We start from the raw sequence: 16520 nt of genomic DNA, 5'->3' as shown, positions 1-16520 counted from the left end.
AAAGTGACCCGCCGTAAGGGCGGAAAGGTGACTCAGCGCCACCTGCGCGAACGAATGTCTACTCGATGTGAATGCCCACATCCCGAAAGCCCGAAAGCCCGAAAGCCCAAAAGCCCAAAAGCCCAAAAGCTTAAGCGTCGGTCTCGATCTAGCGAAAACTCCATTTGCGATGGCGACGCTTACTCACCTTTTCGCCCTTACGGCGAGTCACTTTTTGTCAAACGCGACAAAAAGTAACCAAAAAACGCTGCGCTCCCGTCATCCGGCCCCTACGCTGCGCTCCGGGGTTCCCTCACTCCGGCCTTGCTCCCGGGAGGACCGCGCTGCAGGCCCCATCCATGGGGCCTCAGCGCTTGACGGGCATCCATGCCCGTCACCTCCCTCCGCAAGGCCTGCGTTCGGCCTCCTGAAGTCGCGAAGATCAAGATCAAAAGCCAGAGCAAAAGCCAGAGCAAAAGCAGGAGCAGGAGTCGGGGCAGAAGCTGGAATTTGCGTCGGGCCTCGGCCTTGATGCGGCGATAGCCGCCGCGCTATCAGCGCAATAGCGAACGGTGGTTGTTCTAAAACCTGCGAAAGAGGACAATTATCGGCTTCTCGTCACAACCAGCGACCTTGCATGGCCTTTCTTGCACTTGGTATCAACCATAAGACTGCCTCGGTAGACGTACGCGAGCGCGTGGCGTTTACCCCAGAGCAGCTGGTGGACGCCCTGCAGCAGCTCTGCCGACTGACGTCCAGCCGCGAAGCGGCGATCCTGTCGACTTGCAACCGCAGCGAGCTTTATATAGAGCAGGACCACCTGTCCGCCGATGCCGTGCTGCAATGGCTGGCCGACTATCACCGCCTCAGCCTCGACGAGCTGCGTGCCAGTGCCTACGTGCACGAAGAGCATGACGCCGTGAAACACATGATGCGGGTGGCCTCGGGCCTCGATTCGCTGGTGCTCGGCGAGCCGCAGATCCTCGGCCAGATGAAGTCCGCCTACGCCGTGGCGCGCGAGGCCGGCACCGTCGGCCCGTTGCTCGGGCGCCTGTTCCAGGCCACCTTCAGCGCCGCCAAGCAGGTACGCACCGACACTGCCATTGGCGAAAACCCGGTGTCGGTGGCATTTGCCGCGGTCAGCCTGGCCAAGCAGATCTTCAGCGACCTGGGCCGTAGCCAGGCCCTGCTGATCGGCGCTGGCGAAACCATCACCCTGGTCGCCCGCCACCTGCATGAGCAGGGCGTGCGTCGCATCGTCGTGGCCAACCGCACCCTGGAGCGCGCCAGCATCCTGGCCGAGCAGTTCGGCGCGCATGCCGTGCTGCTGGCCGACATCCCCCAGGAACTGGCCAACAGCGACATCGTCATCAGCTCTACCGCCAGTCAGCTGCCAATCCTTGGCAAGGGCGCGGTAGAGAGTGCGCTGAAGCAGCGCCGGCACAAGCCGATCTTCATGGTCGATATCGCCGTGCCGCGCGATATCGAGCCCGAAGTGGGCGAACTGGACGACGTCTACCTGTACACCGTCGATGACCTGCATGACGTGGTGGCAGAAAACCTCAAGAGCCGCCAAGGCGCGGCCCAGGCCGCCGAAGAACTGGTCTCGGTGGGTGCCGAAGACTTCATGCTGCGCCTGCGCGAGCTGGCTGCGGTGGACGTGCTCAAGGCCTATCGTCAGCAAAGCGAGCGCCTGCGCGACGAAGAACTGCAAAAGGCCCAGCGCTTGCTGGCCAACGGTGGCAACCCCGAGGACGTGCTGGCACAGCTAGCCCGGGGCCTGACCAACAAACTCCTGCATGCGCCTAGCGTGCAGCTGAAAAGGCTCTCGGCCGAGGGCCGCCTCGATGCGCTGGCCATGGCCCAGGAACTCTTTGCCCTCAACGAGGGCTCGACGGACAAATCCCCGCAATGAAAGCGTCGCTGCTGAACAAACTGGAAATCATCCAGGACCGCTTCGAAGAACTCACCGCGTTGCTCGGTGATGCCGAGGTCATCTCCGACCAGACACGCTTCCGTGCATACTCCCGCGAGTACGCCGAGGTCGAGCCGGTATACGCTGCCTATAAAGAGTGGCGCAAAGTTCAGGACGACCTTGAAGGTGCCCAGGCGCTGCTCAAGGACAGTGACCCGGATATGCGCGAAATGGCCGTGGAAGAAGTGCGTGAGGCCAAGGAGCAACTGCTGATGCTGGAGGCACAGCTGCAACGCATGCTGCTGCCCAAAGACCCCAACGACGGCCGCAACGTGTTCCTTGAAATCCGCGCTGGCACCGGTGGCGACGAGGCGGCGATCTTCTCCGGCGACCTGTTCCGCATGTATTCGCGCTACGCCGAAAAACGCGGCTGGCGCCTGGAGATATTGTCCGAGAACGAAGGCGAGCACGGCGGCTACAAGGAAATCATCGCCCGCGTCGAGGGCGACAGCGTGTACGGCAAGCTCAAGTTCGAGTCTGGCGCACACCGGGTACAGCGCGTGCCCGAGACCGAATCCCAGGGCCGCATCCACACTTCTGCGTGCACCGTGGCGGTGCTGCCCGAGCCAGACGAACAAGCGGCCATCGAGATCAACCCGGCCGACTTGCGCGTGGACACCTACCGCGCTTCCGGCGCCGGCGGCCAGCACGTCAACAAGACCGACTCGGCAATCCGCATTACCCACTTGCCCACCGGAATTGTGGTTGAGTGCCAGGAAGAGCGCTCGCAGCACAAGAACCGTGCTCGCGCCATGTCCTGGCTGTCGGCCAAGCTCAACGACATGCAGACCAGCGCCGCGCAAAACGCCATTGCCAGCGAGCGCAAGCTGCTGGTGGGCTCTGGCGACCGTTCCGAGCGTATCCGCACGTATAATTATCCACAGGGCCGGGTGACCGACCACCGTATCAACCTGACCCTGTATTCGCTGGACGACATCCTCGCCGGCGGCGTGGAGGCGGTGATCGAGCCGCTGCTGGCCGAGTACCAGGCCGATCAACTGGCCGCCCTGGGGGACTGATGACCATCATTGCCAGCTTGCTGCGCAACGCGCAGCTGCCTGAATCGCCCACCGAGCGGCTGGATGCCGAGTTGCTGTTGGCTGCTGCCATCGGCAAGTCGCGCAGCTACCTGCACACCTGGCCCGAGCGTATTGTCAGCAGCGAAGATGCCGAGACCTATGCCGGCTACCTGCAGCGCCGCCGCGGTGGCGAGCCGGTTGCCTACATCCTGGGGCAGCAGGGCTTCTGGAAGATCGACCTGGAGGTGGCGCCGCACACCCTGATCCCACGGCCGGATACCGAGCTGCTGGTCGAAGCCGCCCTCGAATTGCAACCCGCCACCCCGGCCAAGGTCCTCGACCTGGGCACCGGCACGGGTGCTATCGCGCTGGCCCTGGCCAGTGAGCGCCCGGCCTGGCAGGTGACGGCGGTAGACCGGGTCGAGGAGGCCGCGGCCTTGGCCGAGCGCAACCGCCAACGCCTGGGCCTGGCCAACGCCCAGGTGCTGGTAAGCCACTGGTTCGACAGCCTGGCCGGCGAGCGTTTCCAGCTGATTGTCAGCAACCCGCCCTACATCGCCGCCGCAGACCCGCACCTGGTAGCCGGTGATGTGCGCTTCGAGCCCAGCAGTGCATTGGTGGCCGGTGCCGATGGCCTGGATGACCTGCGCGTAATCGCCACCCAGGCCCCCGCGCACCTGTTGCCGGGTGGCTGGTTGCTGTTGGAACATGGCTATGATCAGGCAGCGGCAGTACGCGCCTTGCTGGCTGAGCAAGGCTTTATCGAGGTGGCCAGCCGCACGGACCTGGGCGGCCATGAACGCATTACCCTGGGGCGTTTGCCATGCTGAGTGATCAGGAACTGCTGCGTTACAGCCGGCAGGTGCTGCTGGCCCAGATCGACATCGATGGCCAGCTGCGGCTCAAGCAGAGCAAGGCGCTGATCGTCGGGCTCGGTGGCCTTGGCTCGCCGGTTGCCTTGTACCTGGCCGCCGCTGGCGTGGGTGAGCTGCACCTGGCCGACTTCGACACCGTCGACCTGACCAACCTGCAACGCCAGGTGATCCACGACAGTGCCAGCGTCGGCATGAGCAAGGTCGACTCGGCTTTGCAGCGCTTGCAGGCGATCAACCCGGAAATCAGCCTGGTTGCCCATCGTCAGGCACTGGATGCGGACTCATTGGCAGCTGCCGTGGCAGCGGTTGACCTGGTGCTGGACTGTTCCGACAACTTCGGTACCCGCGAGGCGGTCAATGCCGCCTGTGTCGCCGCCGGCAAACCGCTGGTCAGCGGTGCGGCAATCCGCCTGGAAGGGCAGCTGTCGGTGTTCGACCCGCGGCGTGACTACAGCCCCTGCTACCACTGCCTGTACGGGCATGGCAGCGAAGCCGAACTGACTTGCAGCGAAGCTGGCGTGATTGGCCCGCTGGTGGGTTTGGTGGGCAGCCTGCAGGCGCTGGAGGCGATGAAGCTGCTGGCCGGCTTCGGCGAGCCGCTGGTTGGCCGCCTGCTGTTGATCGATGCTCTCGGCACCCGTATCCGCGAGCTGCGCGTCAAGCGCGACCCGGCTTGCGCGGTCTGTGGCAAGCATGATGGCTGAGCGCACGGCGCCGATAGGCGTAATGGACTCGGGAGTCGGTGGCTTGTCGGTGCTCGCCGAAATACAGCGCCTGCTGCCCAACGAGACGCTGCTGTATGTGGCCGATTGTGGCCACATACCCTACGGCGAGAAGTCGCCGGACTATATCCGTGAGCGTCTGCGGCGTATTGCTGCGTTCTTCCAGGAACAGGGCGCCAAGGCCATGGTGCTGGCCTGCAATACCGCCACGGTGGCAGCGGCGGCCGACTTGCGCGAGTTGTATCCAGACTGGCCGCTGGTGGGCATGGAGCCCGCGGTGAAGCCCGCGGCGGCGGCCACGCGCTCGGGCGTGGTCGGTGTGCTGGCCACCACCGGTACTCTGCAAAGCGCCAAATTCGCCGCTTTGCTCGACCGCTTCGCCAATGATGTGCAGGTAATTACCCGGCCCTGCCCGGGGCTGGTCGAGCTAATCGAAGCCGGTGACCTGGGCAGCCCGGCGCTGCGCCAGCTGCTGTCAGGCTACGTGCAGCCGCTGCTGGCTGCGGGCTGCGACACGCTGATCCTCGGTTGCACCCATTACCCCTTCCTGCGCCCGTTGCTGGCCGGCATGGTGCCGGCGGATGTGGCCATCATCGACACCGGCGCTGCAGTCGCGCGCCAACTGCAGCGGCTGCTGAGCGCGGGCGACCTGCTGGCTGAAGGGCCGGCCCGGGATGCGCGCTTCTGGACCAGTGCCGACCCGCAATCCTTCAGAAAAATCCTACCTTTGCTGTGGCATAAGTCCGACAGTGTGCAAAGCTTTTCACTGTGAAGAAAACGTGAAAAGCAGCTGAACTATCGTGCTGCCGCCGTTCTCTACCGCTTTGCCTGCCATGAGGCGGACACTAATAACAGCATCAGGAAGAAGGATGTATCTCATGAAGAAGCTGCTCGGCTTGGCGGCGGTTGCCGCCTTGACTTTGGGGCAAGCGATATCGGCGCAGGCGGCCGATGTTTCGTTTTCGGTGGGGCAGACCGGCGAATCGACCATGGTTTACCGGCTGGGGTTGCAATCGAATTGGGACGCGAGCTGGTGGCAGACCAGCGTCGGCCGCCTGACGGGCTACTGGGATGGGGCTTATACCTATTGGGATGGCGACCAGACTGCGAGCAACCACAGCTTGTCGTTTGCGCCGGTGTTCGTTTATGAGTTTGCCGGGCAATCGGTGAAACCCTACATCGAAGCGGGGATTGGGGTAGCTGCGTTCTCCAGTACCGAGCTGGAAGACAATGAGCTGGGCTCGGCATTCCAGTTCGAGGACCGCATCGGCTTTGGTCTGCGCTTTGCCGGCGGGCATGAAATCGGGGTGCGGGCGATTCACTATTCCAACGCGGGTATCAAACAACCCAACGATGGGATAGAGAGCTACAGCCTGCATTACCGCATGGCGCTTTGAGTCGCCTGCACCGGCCCTATCGCTGGCTTGCCGGCGATAGGGCCATGACAGGCAGCACATCAACTACTTGTGCGGCAACGGCCAAAGACTACCCAGGTCCAAGGTCTCCAGCACCAGCTCCGGCTGCCCCTGCGGCCACCTCTGCAGCAGCTCTTCTGCCGCGCTCTGCGCTGTCCATTCTTCCGGTATCGCCAGCGCCGTGGTCACAGGTGTCTTCAGTGACTGCGGCCCCACCACTGTCAGCGCTACCCCCTGGGCCTTCAGCGCCTGACGCTGCTCGCGCATCCATTGCGGCATGTTGTTCCATCCCGCTGTCACCTGCGTCGGCGCATACAGCTGCAACGCTGAATAACGGTTGAAAACCGCCATCACTTGCGGCGAGTCACCTTTTGCCAGCAAGGGCAGCGCACTGGCAAGGCACTGCTCGGCCGCCAACTGGTTGGTGTTGACGATCGCCTCGAACAGCTCACTGTCCGCTACATCGTCCGCCAGGTAATCACTGGTGCCGCCGTTGATGATCAGGCCGTCGAGCGCGCACCAGGCATGGCATATCTGTTGGCACGCGCTGGCGGCCTGCTGTTCTTCATGCAACTGCCAAGGCAGGCGCAACAGCTGGCTGCCATAGCGCGCGGCCAAGGCAGCCAAGGCCTCGCCATCCTTGCCGCTTGCGGCTACGCGGTGCCCGTGCTCGAGCAACCGTTCCACCAAGGCCAAGCCCAGCCCGTTGCCGGCACCTGTCACCCAGATACTGCGTGCGTTGTTCAAGTTGCTGCCCTCTGATCCTGCCGGTGCGGGAGGCCCTTGAAGGCCTCCAGTGCGCGCTGGCGACTGCTGCCGAGATCGACAATTGGACTGTGATAGAAATTATTAGCAAAAAGATCGGCCGACTTCACCGGTAAATGAATGGCTTTTTCATCCAGGCCCTGTAACTCCGGCAGCCAGTGACGAATGAAGTGCCCCCGCGGGTCGAAGCGCTGCGACTGCGAAACCGGGTTGAAGATACGAAAATAAGGCACGGCGTCGGTGCCGGTGGACGCGCTCCACTGCCAGCCTCCATTGTTGGCGGCCAAGTCGCCGTCTATCAGGTGGCGCATGAAATGCCGCTCGCCCTTGCGCCAGTCGATCAGCAGGTTCTTGCTGAGGAACATGGCCACAACCATGCGCAGGCGGTTGTGCATCCAGCCGGTGTGCAGCAGTTGGCGCATGGCGGCGTCAATGAGCGGGAAGCCGGTGCGGCCCTGCTCCCAGGCCTCGAGGTCGGCAGGTGCGTTGCGCCAGGGCAGGGCTTCGGTCTGGGCGCGGAAGGCGCGGTGCCGCGAGACCTGTGGATAACCGGTCAGGATGTGCTTGTAGAACTCGCGCCAGAGCAACTCGTTGATCCAGGTTTGCACGCCGCTGCTGCCACTGTCGAACTCGCCCCGGTTGCTGGCCAGGGCGCCATGCAGGCATTGGCGCGGCGAGATCACGCCTGCGGCCAGGTAGGCGGAGAGCTGGCTGGTGCCGGGTTTGGCAGGCAGGTCGCGCAGTTGCTGGTAGTCGTCGATGGTTTCGTCGAGAAAGCGTGACAGCCGCCCTTGCGCTTCGGCTTCACCGGCGGGCCAGTGCTCGCGCAGGGCGCGCGTGGTTTTTTCGAACCCGTCCACGTGCTGGGGAATCGGGTCACTGTTGATCTGCAGCGGTGCCTGGCGCTGTACCCGGTGGGCCAAGGCAGGCAGGCTGCGGTGCAGGTGCTCCAGGCAACTCTTCTTGAACTGGCTGAAGACCTGGAAGTAGTCGCCGCTGCGGGTGAGGATGGTACCGGGGCGGAACAGCAACTGGTCGAGGTGGCCACGAGCCTGGATGGATGCCTTTTCCAGTAGCACCCGGGTGGCATCGTCGCGGCGCTGTTCGTTGAGGCCGTACTCCTCATTCCAGTGCACGCTTTGCACCTGATGTTGGCGGCATACGTCGAGCACTGCCTGTGGTGCCTGGTCCCAAGTGTCGATGCTGCGAATCAGCAGGGGGATGTTCAGGCGCTCCAGTGACTGGCGCAGGTCATGCAGGTTGCGCAGCCAGAAGTCGACTTTGCAGGCGGCGTCATCATGGGCCTGCCACTGCCCGGGGCTGGCCAGCCACAGGGCGATGGTCGGGCCGCGTTCGGTGGCAGCGCTGAGCGCGGTGTTGTCATCGATGCGCAGGTCGCTGCGCAGCCAGGTCAGGTGCATGGGGCATTCATCTCGGCAGGCTGGCGGTCATGGGCTTGAAGCAAGCGCAATGCCGCTTGCGGGGTATCGAACAAGAAAAGATCGGGCAGCGTGCAAGCCTTCAAGCGGGCTTCATGCAGGGCAACCATGCTGCCGCCCAGCAGCTTTGTGCCCGGCAAACCTTGCAGGGAGCGCAGCAGCGCCTTGTCGTCGATGCGTGCCCCTAGGTGAAGCAGCACAGCGCGGGGCTTGAGCGCGTTGACGGCGTTATGCAGCTGCGGGCCGGCAACCGGGTGCTCCAGCACTTCAACCGGCAAGCCGTTGCTGGTGAACAGCCAGGCGCACAACCACAGCCCGGGGCTGAAGCTGCGCTCGCCGTCCTCTACCAGTAGCACGGCCGGGCCCTGCAGCAACTGGTTGTCGTGGTACACGCGGGCACCGAGCTTGCTGCGCAGCCAGCTGTGGAAAAACACCTGTTCCAGCCGCGCATTGAAGTAGCTGCGCCAGCGCAGGTCGAGCAGGTCGAGCAGTGGCAGCAGCAATTGCTCGCACAGGGTGACGGCCGGGTACAGGGCCATGGCCTGGTTGAGCTGCTGGTCGAGGGCGCGCTGCGACAGGTTGGCGATGGCCTCGACCAGCTGGAGTTGCCTGGCTTGCCAGTCGCCTTTGGGCGGTGTGCTGGTTGGTTTATCGAGCAGCTCGCGCACTTGGCCGACCGATGCGCCACGCTGCAACCAGGCCAGGATCGCCTCGACCCGCTCCACCTGCGCAAGCGGATACAGGCGATGCCCCTTTGCGGTGCGCTGGGGCTTGAGCAAGCCATAGCGGCGCTCCCAGGCGCGCAGGGTGACCGGGTTTACGCCAGTGCGGCGGGCCAGTTCACCGATGGGCAGCAATGCCTCAGACTGCATTGCGCAGGCCCAAGCTTTCGGGGTGCGGCTGCAGGTAGGCCTGCTGCAACAGATACGGGTCAGGGTGCTTGCGCAAATGGTGCTTGAGCAGGGTCAGCGGCACTACCAGTGGCACCACGCCTTGCTGATATTGGCCGATAACGGCCTGTAGCTCGGCTTTGTCCTGTTGCGTGAGGGCCTCCTTGAAATAGCCGCTGAGGTGCTGCAGCACGTTGCAGTGGGTGCCGCGGCTGGCACAGCGGCGCAGGGCCTGCATGAGCTGGCTGAAGTAGAGCGGGCCGATGCTTTGTGGGGCGTCGTCCTTGCTCATGCTACCGAGCAGGCGCCCCAGGGTGCGGTAGGCCTGAGGGTTGTTGGCCATCAGCAGGTATTTGTAGCGCGAGTGGAAACGCACCAGGGCGCCACGGCTCAGGCCCTCGGCTAGCAGGCGCTGCCAGTCGGCGTAGGCGTACACGCGGCTGATGAAGTTTTCCCGCAGCACGGGGTCATGCAAGCGACCTTCCTCTTCAACCGGCAGGTCCGGGCGCAGCGCGCAGAAGGCCTGGGCATAAACACCGCGCCCACCGTGGAGCGAGGGGTGGCCATTGTCCTGGTAAACCTTGACCCGCTCCAGGCCGCAGGAGGGTGACTTCTGCATGAAGATGTAGCCGCAGATGCCGTCGAGTTCGGCAGCCATCTGCTCGCCATAGCTGCGCAGTGGGCCGGTCAGGTCCATGCCTGGGTTACGGGTGCCAACCACTTCCGGTTGTTCGGGGTTGCCGACCAGGCGAATCGGGTCGCGCGGTACGCCCAGGCCGATGGCCACCTCCGGGCACACCGGCAACCAGTCGAAGTGTTCTTCCAGTTGTGTACGGCACAGGTCAGAGGCCTTGTGGCCGCCGTTGTAGCGCACGCTATGCCCGGTCAGGCAGGCGCTGATGGCAATACGCGGCTTGCTATGGGCGGTAGGGTCGTGCATGGCTGCCTCCGGTAAACCTGTACGTGACTCTTAACTTGTACAGGTTTATTCCAGCACAGCCCTGAAGTTATGCAAACCGTTTTTTTTGTATAGCTCTACATCACTCGAGGTGTTCAAGCAGTCGTCGCGCGGCTTCCTGGCCGCTTAGCCAGGCGCCCTCGACGCGCCCGGACAGACACCAGTCGCCACAGGCGTACAGGCCCTGGTCGGCGTCGGCCAGCGCGCCCCATTCATGGTTGCTGCTGGGGCGAGCGTACAGCCAGCGGTGGGCCAGGGCGAAGGTGGGTGCAGGCACCACGCAGCCGACCAGCTCGGCGAATTCGCCCCACAGCTGTTCGATCACTTCTTCCTTGGACAGGTCGATGTGCTGCCGGCTCCAGTCCGACGTGGCGTGCAGTACCCAGGTATCGAGTTGCTCGTCACGGCCGGGTTTGCTGCGGTTGCGGGCCAGCCAGTCGAGCGGGTTGTCCTGTACGAAGCAGCCTTGCATCGGCGTGTCCAGTGGTGCCTGGAAGGCCAGGGCGACGGCCCAGGTGGGCTCCATCTGCACACCCGCGGCCACGGCAGCCAGCTTCGGGGTAGAGGCCAGCAGTGGCGTGGCCTGCGGTGCCGGTACGGCGATCACCACGCGGCTGTAGGGGCCGTGGCTGCAGCCTTCGGTGTCTTGCAGGTGCCAGTACTGCTTGCCGCGGAACACCTCGGCGATGCGGCAGCCGAAGTTCACCGTTACGTCCTTGAGCAGGCCGCGAGTGATGGCGCTCATGCGTGGCACGCCCACCCAGCGCGTCTGCTCGTCGGGGGAGGGGCTGAGTTCGCCATCGCGGTAGTTGTACAGCTGCGGTTTCCATTGCTCGGCCCAACCAGCGGCAACCCATTGCTGCACCTGCTCGACGAAGCGCCGGTCCCGGGCGGTGAAGTACTGGGCACCGAGGTCGAGTGCGCCGGCCTCGCTGCGCTTGCTGGCCATGCGCCCGCCACTGCCATGGCCTTTGTCGAACAAATGCACGGATTGCCCGGCCTTCTGCAAGGCCTGGGCGGCTGACAGGCCGGCGATACCGGCCCCGATGATGGCAATAGGTACTGTCATGATGGCCTCTTCAAACCTTGCTGTGAGCAGACTACGCTGTCAGGCAAACCTGTACAATGCACAACATTTGTATAAGGTTATTCCGCTTTGGCGGGCAGGTTGGCCTATGTTTATCCGAGAGCGTCGGGTCAAAAAAGTGCCTTGATGTTAAAAATAGACCACCGCCGCATTCTGCGAGGACACAGCCATGCATATATTGCTGACAGGCGGCACCGGGTTGATTGGCAAACACCTGTGCCAGTACTGGCTCGGCCAGGGTCATCGGCTGACGGTGTGGAGCCGCAGGCCTGAGCAGGTGCCGAAAATCTGCGGTACTGGCGTGCGTGGTATCGCCCGCCTGGAGCAGCTGGAGGCCGATGATCAGCTCGACGCAGTGGTAAACCTGGCCGGCGCGCCGATTGCCGACAGGCCCTGGACCGCCGCCCGGCGCAACCTGCTGTGGGCCAGCCGCGTCACCCTCACCGAGCAGTTGCTGACCTGGCTGGGCACGCGTGAGCAGCGCCCGGAAGTGTTGATTTCCGGCTCTGCGGTGGGCTGGTACGGGGACGGCGGCGAACGCGAACTGACCGAGGCCTCGCCGCCGGTGCGCGAAGATTTCGCCAGCCAGCTGTGCATTGCCTGGGAAGAGACGGCCCAGCGTTCCCAGGCCCAGGGCATCCGTGTGGTGTTGGTGCGCACCGGCTTGGTACTGGCCAGTGATGGCGGCTTTTTGTCGCGCCTGCGCGTGCCCTTCAAACTGGGGCTGGGTGGGCCCTTGGGTGACGGCAGGCAGTGGATGCCCTGGGTCCATATAGACGACCAGGTTGCCCTGATTGATTTTCTCTTGCAGCACAAGGATGCCAGCGGTCCTTATAATGCCTGCGCCCCGGAGCCGGTGCGTAACCGCGAGTTCGCCAGGCGCCTGGGCCGCGCCTTGCACCGGCCGGCGCTGCTGCCGGTGCCTGCCCTGGTGCTCAAGGCGGGCTTGGGCGAACTGTCTACCTTGCTGCTTGGCGGCCAGCGGGCACGCCCGGTACGCTTGCTGGCGGCAGGCTTCACCTTCCGCTTCAACGATCTGCAATCGGCCCTGGACAACTTGTCCAGCCGCCTCTGACATAGGACGCTGCATGACCGATCACGCCCTGCTGCTGGTCAACCTAGGTTCCCCGGCCTCCACCTCGGTGGCCGATGTGCGCCGCTACCTCAACCAGTTCCTCATGGACCCGTACGTGATCGACCTGCCCTGGCCAGTGCGGCGCTTGCTGGTGTCGCTGATCCTGGTCAAGCGCCCGGAGCAGTCGGCGCATGCCTATGGCTCGATCTGGTGGGAGGAGGGCTCGCCGCTGGTGGTGCTGACCCGTCGCCTGCAGGCGGCGATGGTCGCGCACTGGCCCCATGGCCCGGTGGAAATTGCCATGCGCTACGGTCAGCCGGCCTTGCCCGAGGTGCTGGAGCGCCTGGCAGCTCAAGGTGTGCGCAAGGTGACCTTGGCGCCGCTTTATCCACAGTTTGCCGACAGCACGGTGACCACCGTGGTGGAGCTGGCAAGGCAGACAGTCAGCGAACGCCAGTTGCCGTTGCAGATGCGCGTGCTGCAGCCGTTCTACGAGCACCCGGACTATATCGAGGCACTGACGGCCAGCGCCAAGCCGTACCTGGAACAAGATTACGACCACTTGCTGCTGAGCTTCCATGGGTTGCCGGAACGGCACCTGAAGAAACTGGACCCGACTGGCAAGCATGACTTCCAGGCGGCCGACTGCTGCAAGGATGCCAGCGCCGAGATGCGCGCGGTGTGCTACCGCGGGCAATGCCTGGCCACGGCCAAGGCCTTTGCGCAGAAAATGGGCATACCCGATGGCAAGTGGTCGGTGTCGTTCCAGTCACGGCTGGGGCGGGCCAAGTGGATCGAGCCATATACCGAAGCGCGGCTGGACGAACTGGCCAAGGCGGGGGTGAAGAAACTGCTGGTGATGTGCCCGGCATTCGTTGCCGATTGCATTGAGACGCTGGAAGAGATCGGCATGCGCGGCAGCGAGCAGTTTATCGAGGCCGGCGGGCGGGAGCTGGTGCTGGTGCCGTGCCTGAATGATCACCCGGAGTGGGTGAGGGTGCTGGCGGGGATGTGTGAAAAGGCTTGAATAGCTGGGGCTGCTCTGCAGCCCTATCGCGACACAAGGCCGCTCCTACAGGGGACCGCGATCTGCTTGTAGGAGCGGCCTTGTGTCGCGATAGGGCCGCATAGCGGCCCCGGGATCTCAAGGCAACTGATCATCCAGCTTCTTGTGCTTCCAACCATCATTGCCCGGCAAAATCAGGTTCAGCGCAATCGCCACGATGGCGCACAGGGCGATGCCCTTCAGGCCCCAGTCATCCGGGCCGTCACCGCTACCGATCAGCACACCGCCGATACCAAACACCAGGGTTACCGAGACGATCACCAGGTTGCGCGCTTCGGCCAGGTCGATCTTGTGGCGGATCATGGTGTTCATGCCCACCGCTGCGATCGAGCCGAACAGCAGGCACAAAATGCCGCCCATCACCGGCACCGGGATGCTCTGCAGCAGCGCGCCGAACTTGCCGATGAACGCCAGGGTGATGGCGAACACCGCCGCCCATGTCATGATCTTCGGGTTGTAGTTCTTGGTCAGCATCACTGCGCCGGTCACTTCGGCGTAGGTGGTGTTGGGCGGGCCGCCGAACAGGCCGGCTGCGGTGGTGGCCAGGCCGTCGCCCAGTAGGGTGCGGTGCAGGCCAGGCTTTTTCAGGTAGTCACGGCCGGTCACGCTGCCGACGGCGATCACCCCACCAATGTGTTCGATCGCCGGTGCCAGGGCAACCGGGACGATGAACAGGATGGCCTGCCAGTTGAATGCCGGCGCGGTGAAGTTGGGGATTTCCAGCCATGGCGCAGCAGCGATCTTGGCGGTGTCGACCACGCCAAAGGCGAACGACAGGGCAAAGCCCACCAGCACGCCGGAAATGATCGGCACCAGGCGGAAAATGCCTTTGCCGAACACGGCGACCACCAAGGTAGTCAGCAGCGCAGGCATGGAGATCAGCATCGCGGTCTTGTACGGCATGAGTGCCGCACCATCACCACCCTTGCCCATCGCCATGTTGGCGGCGATTGGCGCCATGGCCAGGCCGATGGAGATGATCACCGGGCCGATCACTACCGGCGGCAGCATGCGGTCGATGAAGCCGGTGCCTTTGATTTTCACCATCAGGCCCATGAAGGTGTAGACGAAGCCTGCGGCCATCACGCCGCCCATGGTCTCGGCCAGGCCGAACTGGCCCTTGGCGAGGATGATCGGGGTGATGAAGGCAAAGCTCGACGCCAGGAACACCGGTACCTGGCGGCCGGTGACCAGCTGGAACAGCAGGGTGCCGATGCCGGCGGTGAACAACGCGACGTTCGGGTCGAGGCCGGTGATCAGGGGCATCAGCACCAGCGCGCCGAATGCCACGAAGAGCATCTGCGCGCCCGAAACGACCTGGCGCCAGAGCGGGTCGTTGAAGCCGTCCTGCATGGTCAGGCGTCCTTTTGCTTGGTGCCGAAGATCTTGTCACCGGCATCGCCCAGGCCCGGCACGATGTAGCCGTGTTCGTTCAGGCGCTGGTCGATCGAGGCAGTGTAGATCTGCACGTCCGGGTGGGCTTTTTCCACCACTGCGATGCCTTCTGGCGCGGCGACCAGGACCATGGCGCGGATCTCTTTGCAGCCGGCCTTTTTCAGCAGATCGATGGTGGCGACCATCGAACCGCCGGTGGCCAGCATCGGGTCGATGATCAGGGCCAGGCGCTGGTTGATGTCCGGCGCGAGCTTTTCCAGGTAGGTGTGGGCTTCGAGGGTTTCTTCGTTGCGGGCAACGCCGACGGCGCTGACCTTGGCACCCGGGATCAGGCTGAGCACGCCGTCGAGCATGCCGATGCCGGCGCGCAGGATTGGCACCACGGTGATCTTCTTGCCGGCGATTTTTTCAACTTGCACCTTGCCACACCAGCCGTCGATCTCGTAGGTTTCGAGTGGCAGGTCCTGCGTGGCTTCATACGTCAGGAGCGCGCCGACTTCCTGGGCGAGTTCGCGAAAATTCTTGGTGCTGATATCGGCACGGCGCATCAGGCCGAGCTTGTGGCGGATCAGCGGATGGCGGATCTCACGAGTGGGCATAGGGGGGCTCCGAAAGGCGGGCAAAAAAACCGCGCTAGATTAATCTATTCAGCCTGTGCTGTCGTCTGGTCATTCTGGACGTTAGTCCATAAATGCTTGATCTGTGACGAGCGGATGCGTACCTTTGCCCGCTTTTCCAAAATGCACCCCCCGGAGAGCGCCATGTCCGCCGATCTCGAGCATATCCGTCAAGTCATGCGTGAAGCTGACTGCCTGTACAACGAAGCCGAAGTCGAAGCGGCCATCGCCAACGTCGGCGAGCAGATCTGCAAGGACCTGCATGACAAGAACCCGGTGGTGTTCTGCGTGATGAATGGCGGCCTGATCTTTGCCGGCAAACTGCTGACCCACCTGCAGTTCCCGCTGGAAGCCAGCTACCTGCACGCCACCCGCTACCGCAACCAGACCAGCGGCGGCGAACTGTTCTGGAAGGCCAAGCCAGAAGTGTCGTTCATCGACCGCGACGTGCTGATCGTCGACGACATCCTCGACGAAGGCCACACCCTCAGTGCCATCATCGAGTTCTGCAAGCATGCTGGCGCGCGTTCGGTGCACACTGCGGTGCTGATCGACAAGGACCACGACCGCAAGGCCAGCCCGGACCTCAAGGCCAACTACGTGGGCCTGCCGTGCGTCGACCGCTACATCTTCGGTTACGGCATGGACTACAAAGGCTACTGGCGCAATGCCAACGGCATCTTCGCCGTCAAGGGGCTGTGATCATGCGCCAGCCTGCGTTCATCGACCAATCGCTGTTCGCCGGGCTGGCCGAAAAGGCCGCCGCCAACCCGCGCGGGCGGCAGCACCACAACTTTCACGATATGGAAGAGCCCTGCCACCGCATGGCGGTCGGGTTGCAGCCAAGCACCTACATCCCGCCGCACCGGCACCTGAACGACGACAAGGCTGAAACCTTGATTGTGCTCAAGGGCCGCCTGGGCCTGCTGATCTTCGATGAGCAGGGCGCGGTGACCGACAAGCGGGTGCTGCAGGCGGGTGGCGACTGCCTGGGTGTTGACCTGGCGCCCGGTACCTACCATGGCCTGGTGGTGCTGGAGCCGGACAGCATCCTGTTCGAGTGCAAGGCCGGCCCGTACCGGCCGGTGGGCGAGGGCGAACATGCGCACTGGGCGCCGCGTGAGGGCGAGGCCGGTGTGGCCGAGTATCAGGCCTGGATGTGCGCGCAGTTCGATTGATGTTGCCCGTACCGGCCTCATCGCCGGCAAGCCAGCTCCCACAGGGATAGCGCCGTACCTGTGGG

At 63.8% G+C, this 16520-nt stretch carries 17 protein-coding genes; 10 read left to right on the top strand and 7 right to left on the bottom strand.

Going from position 1 to position 16520, the window contains the following annotated elements:
• Positions 1–616 precede the first annotated feature (616 nt).
• From hemA to ABE456_RS25900, 6 genes are all read left to right on the top strand, one after another.
• Positions 617–1894 carry a glutamyl-tRNA reductase gene (gene hemA / locus ABE456_RS25925; protein WP_346646469.1) on the top strand — a complete coding sequence of 426 codons (1278 nt, stop codon included), beginning with the start codon at positions 617–619 and terminating at the stop codon, positions 1892–1894.
• On the top strand, positions 1891–2973 hold the full coding sequence (prfA, locus tag ABE456_RS25920) for a peptide chain release factor 1 (protein WP_346646468.1): 1083 nt from the start codon (positions 1891–1893) through the stop codon (positions 2971–2973). The genes hemA and prfA overlap by 4 nt, the downstream gene beginning before the upstream one ends.
• On the top strand, positions 2973–3803 hold the full coding sequence (prmC, locus tag ABE456_RS25915; RefSeq protein ID WP_346646467.1) for a peptide chain release factor N(5)-glutamine methyltransferase: 831 nt from the start codon (positions 2973–2975) through the stop codon (positions 3801–3803). The genes prfA and prmC overlap by 1 nt, the downstream gene beginning before the upstream one ends.
• Entirely contained in the window at positions 3797–4552 is a 756-nt protein-coding gene (locus ABE456_RS25910) for a molybdopterin-synthase adenylyltransferase MoeB (protein ID WP_346646466.1), read from the top strand. The genes prmC and ABE456_RS25910 overlap by 7 nt, the downstream gene beginning before the upstream one ends.
• Positions 4545–5342, top strand: a complete 798-nt coding sequence (gene murI, locus ABE456_RS25905) for a glutamate racemase (RefSeq protein ID WP_346646465.1) — start codon at positions 4545–4547, stop codon at positions 5340–5342. The genes ABE456_RS25910 and murI overlap by 8 nt, the downstream gene beginning before the upstream one ends.
• Before the next feature lie 106 nt (positions 5343–5448).
• Positions 5449–5967, top strand: a complete 519-nt coding sequence (locus ABE456_RS25900; protein ID WP_346646464.1) for an acyloxyacyl hydrolase — start codon at positions 5449–5451, stop codon at positions 5965–5967.
• Between the two features lie 63 nt (positions 5968–6030).
• Here ABE456_RS25900 and ABE456_RS25895 read toward each other — a convergent pair whose 3' ends face one another.
• The 5 genes from ABE456_RS25895 to ABE456_RS25875 all read right to left on the bottom strand — a co-directional run bounded on the left by ABE456_RS25895 (position 6031) and on the right by ABE456_RS25875 (position 11106).
• Positions 6031–6732 (bottom strand): SDR family oxidoreductase, encoded by a 702-nt coding sequence (locus ABE456_RS25895; protein ID WP_346646463.1) that lies wholly within the window; start codon positions 6730–6732, stop codon positions 6031–6033.
• Complete coding sequence (phrB, locus tag ABE456_RS25890; RefSeq protein WP_346646462.1) at positions 6729–8171, bottom strand: deoxyribodipyrimidine photo-lyase; 1443 nt, start codon at positions 8169–8171, stop codon at positions 6729–6731. The genes ABE456_RS25895 and phrB overlap by 4 nt, the downstream gene beginning before the upstream one ends.
• Complete coding sequence (locus ABE456_RS25885; protein WP_346646461.1) at positions 8162–9061, bottom strand: MerR family transcriptional regulator; 900 nt, start codon at positions 9059–9061, stop codon at positions 8162–8164. Before ABE456_RS25885 ends, phrB begins: the two co-directional genes overlap by 10 nt.
• Positions 9051–10019: a DUF523 and DUF1722 domain-containing protein gene (locus ABE456_RS25880; protein WP_346646460.1), complete on the bottom strand. Its 969-nt coding sequence runs from the start codon at positions 10017–10019 to the stop codon at positions 9051–9053. Before ABE456_RS25880 ends, ABE456_RS25885 begins: the two co-directional genes overlap by 11 nt.
• Before the next feature lie 100 nt (positions 10020–10119).
• The gene (locus ABE456_RS25875; RefSeq protein ID WP_346646459.1) at positions 10120–11106 is read right to left on the bottom strand and encodes an NAD(P)/FAD-dependent oxidoreductase; all 987 of its coding nucleotides are present in this window, start codon (positions 11104–11106) and stop codon (positions 10120–10122) included.
• Positions 11107–11293: 187 nt separating this feature from the next.
• Here ABE456_RS25875 and ABE456_RS25870 point away from each other — a divergent pair, with 187 nt between their 5' ends.
• Both ABE456_RS25870 and hemH read left to right on the top strand, forming a co-directional pair.
• Positions 11294–12199 carry a TIGR01777 family oxidoreductase gene (locus tag ABE456_RS25870; protein WP_346646458.1) on the top strand — a complete coding sequence of 302 codons (906 nt, stop codon included), beginning with the start codon at positions 11294–11296 and terminating at the stop codon, positions 12197–12199.
• A 13-nt stretch (positions 12200–12212) separates the two neighbouring features.
• Entirely contained in the window at positions 12213–13226 is a 1014-nt protein-coding gene (gene hemH / locus ABE456_RS25865; RefSeq protein ID WP_346646457.1) for a ferrochelatase, read from the top strand.
• Positions 13227–13343: 117 nt separating this feature from the next.
• Here the strand turns inward: hemH and ABE456_RS25860 are convergent, their stop codons facing one another.
• Together ABE456_RS25860 and upp are read right to left on the bottom strand one after the other, a co-directional pair.
• Positions 13344–14618, bottom strand: coding sequence for a uracil-xanthine permease family protein (locus ABE456_RS25860; RefSeq protein WP_346646456.1), 1275 nt, complete (start codon positions 14616–14618; stop codon positions 13344–13346).
• Between the two features lie 2 nt (positions 14619–14620).
• Complete coding sequence (upp, locus tag ABE456_RS25855; protein WP_110638424.1) at positions 14621–15259, bottom strand: uracil phosphoribosyltransferase; 639 nt, start codon at positions 15257–15259, stop codon at positions 14621–14623.
• Between the two features lie 162 nt (positions 15260–15421).
• Here upp and ABE456_RS25850 point away from each other — a divergent pair, with 162 nt between their 5' ends.
• Together ABE456_RS25850 and ABE456_RS25845 are read left to right on the top strand one after the other, a co-directional pair.
• Positions 15422–15979, top strand: coding sequence for a hypoxanthine-guanine phosphoribosyltransferase (locus tag ABE456_RS25850; RefSeq protein WP_019099801.1), 558 nt, complete (start codon positions 15422–15424; stop codon positions 15977–15979).
• A 2-nt stretch (positions 15980–15981) separates the two neighbouring features.
• On the top strand, positions 15982–16455 hold the full coding sequence (locus tag ABE456_RS25845) for a WbuC family cupin fold metalloprotein (RefSeq protein WP_346646455.1): 474 nt from the start codon (positions 15982–15984) through the stop codon (positions 16453–16455).
• Positions 16456–16520 lie beyond the last annotated feature (65 nt).

The organism is Pseudomonas sp. TWI929 (assembly GCF_039673335.1).
GTDB lineage: Bacteria > Pseudomonadota > Gammaproteobacteria > Pseudomonadales > Pseudomonadaceae > Aquipseudomonas.
The sequence above is the reverse complement of the archived record's forward strand: the minus strand, read 5'-3'. Positions and strand labels throughout refer to the sequence as shown.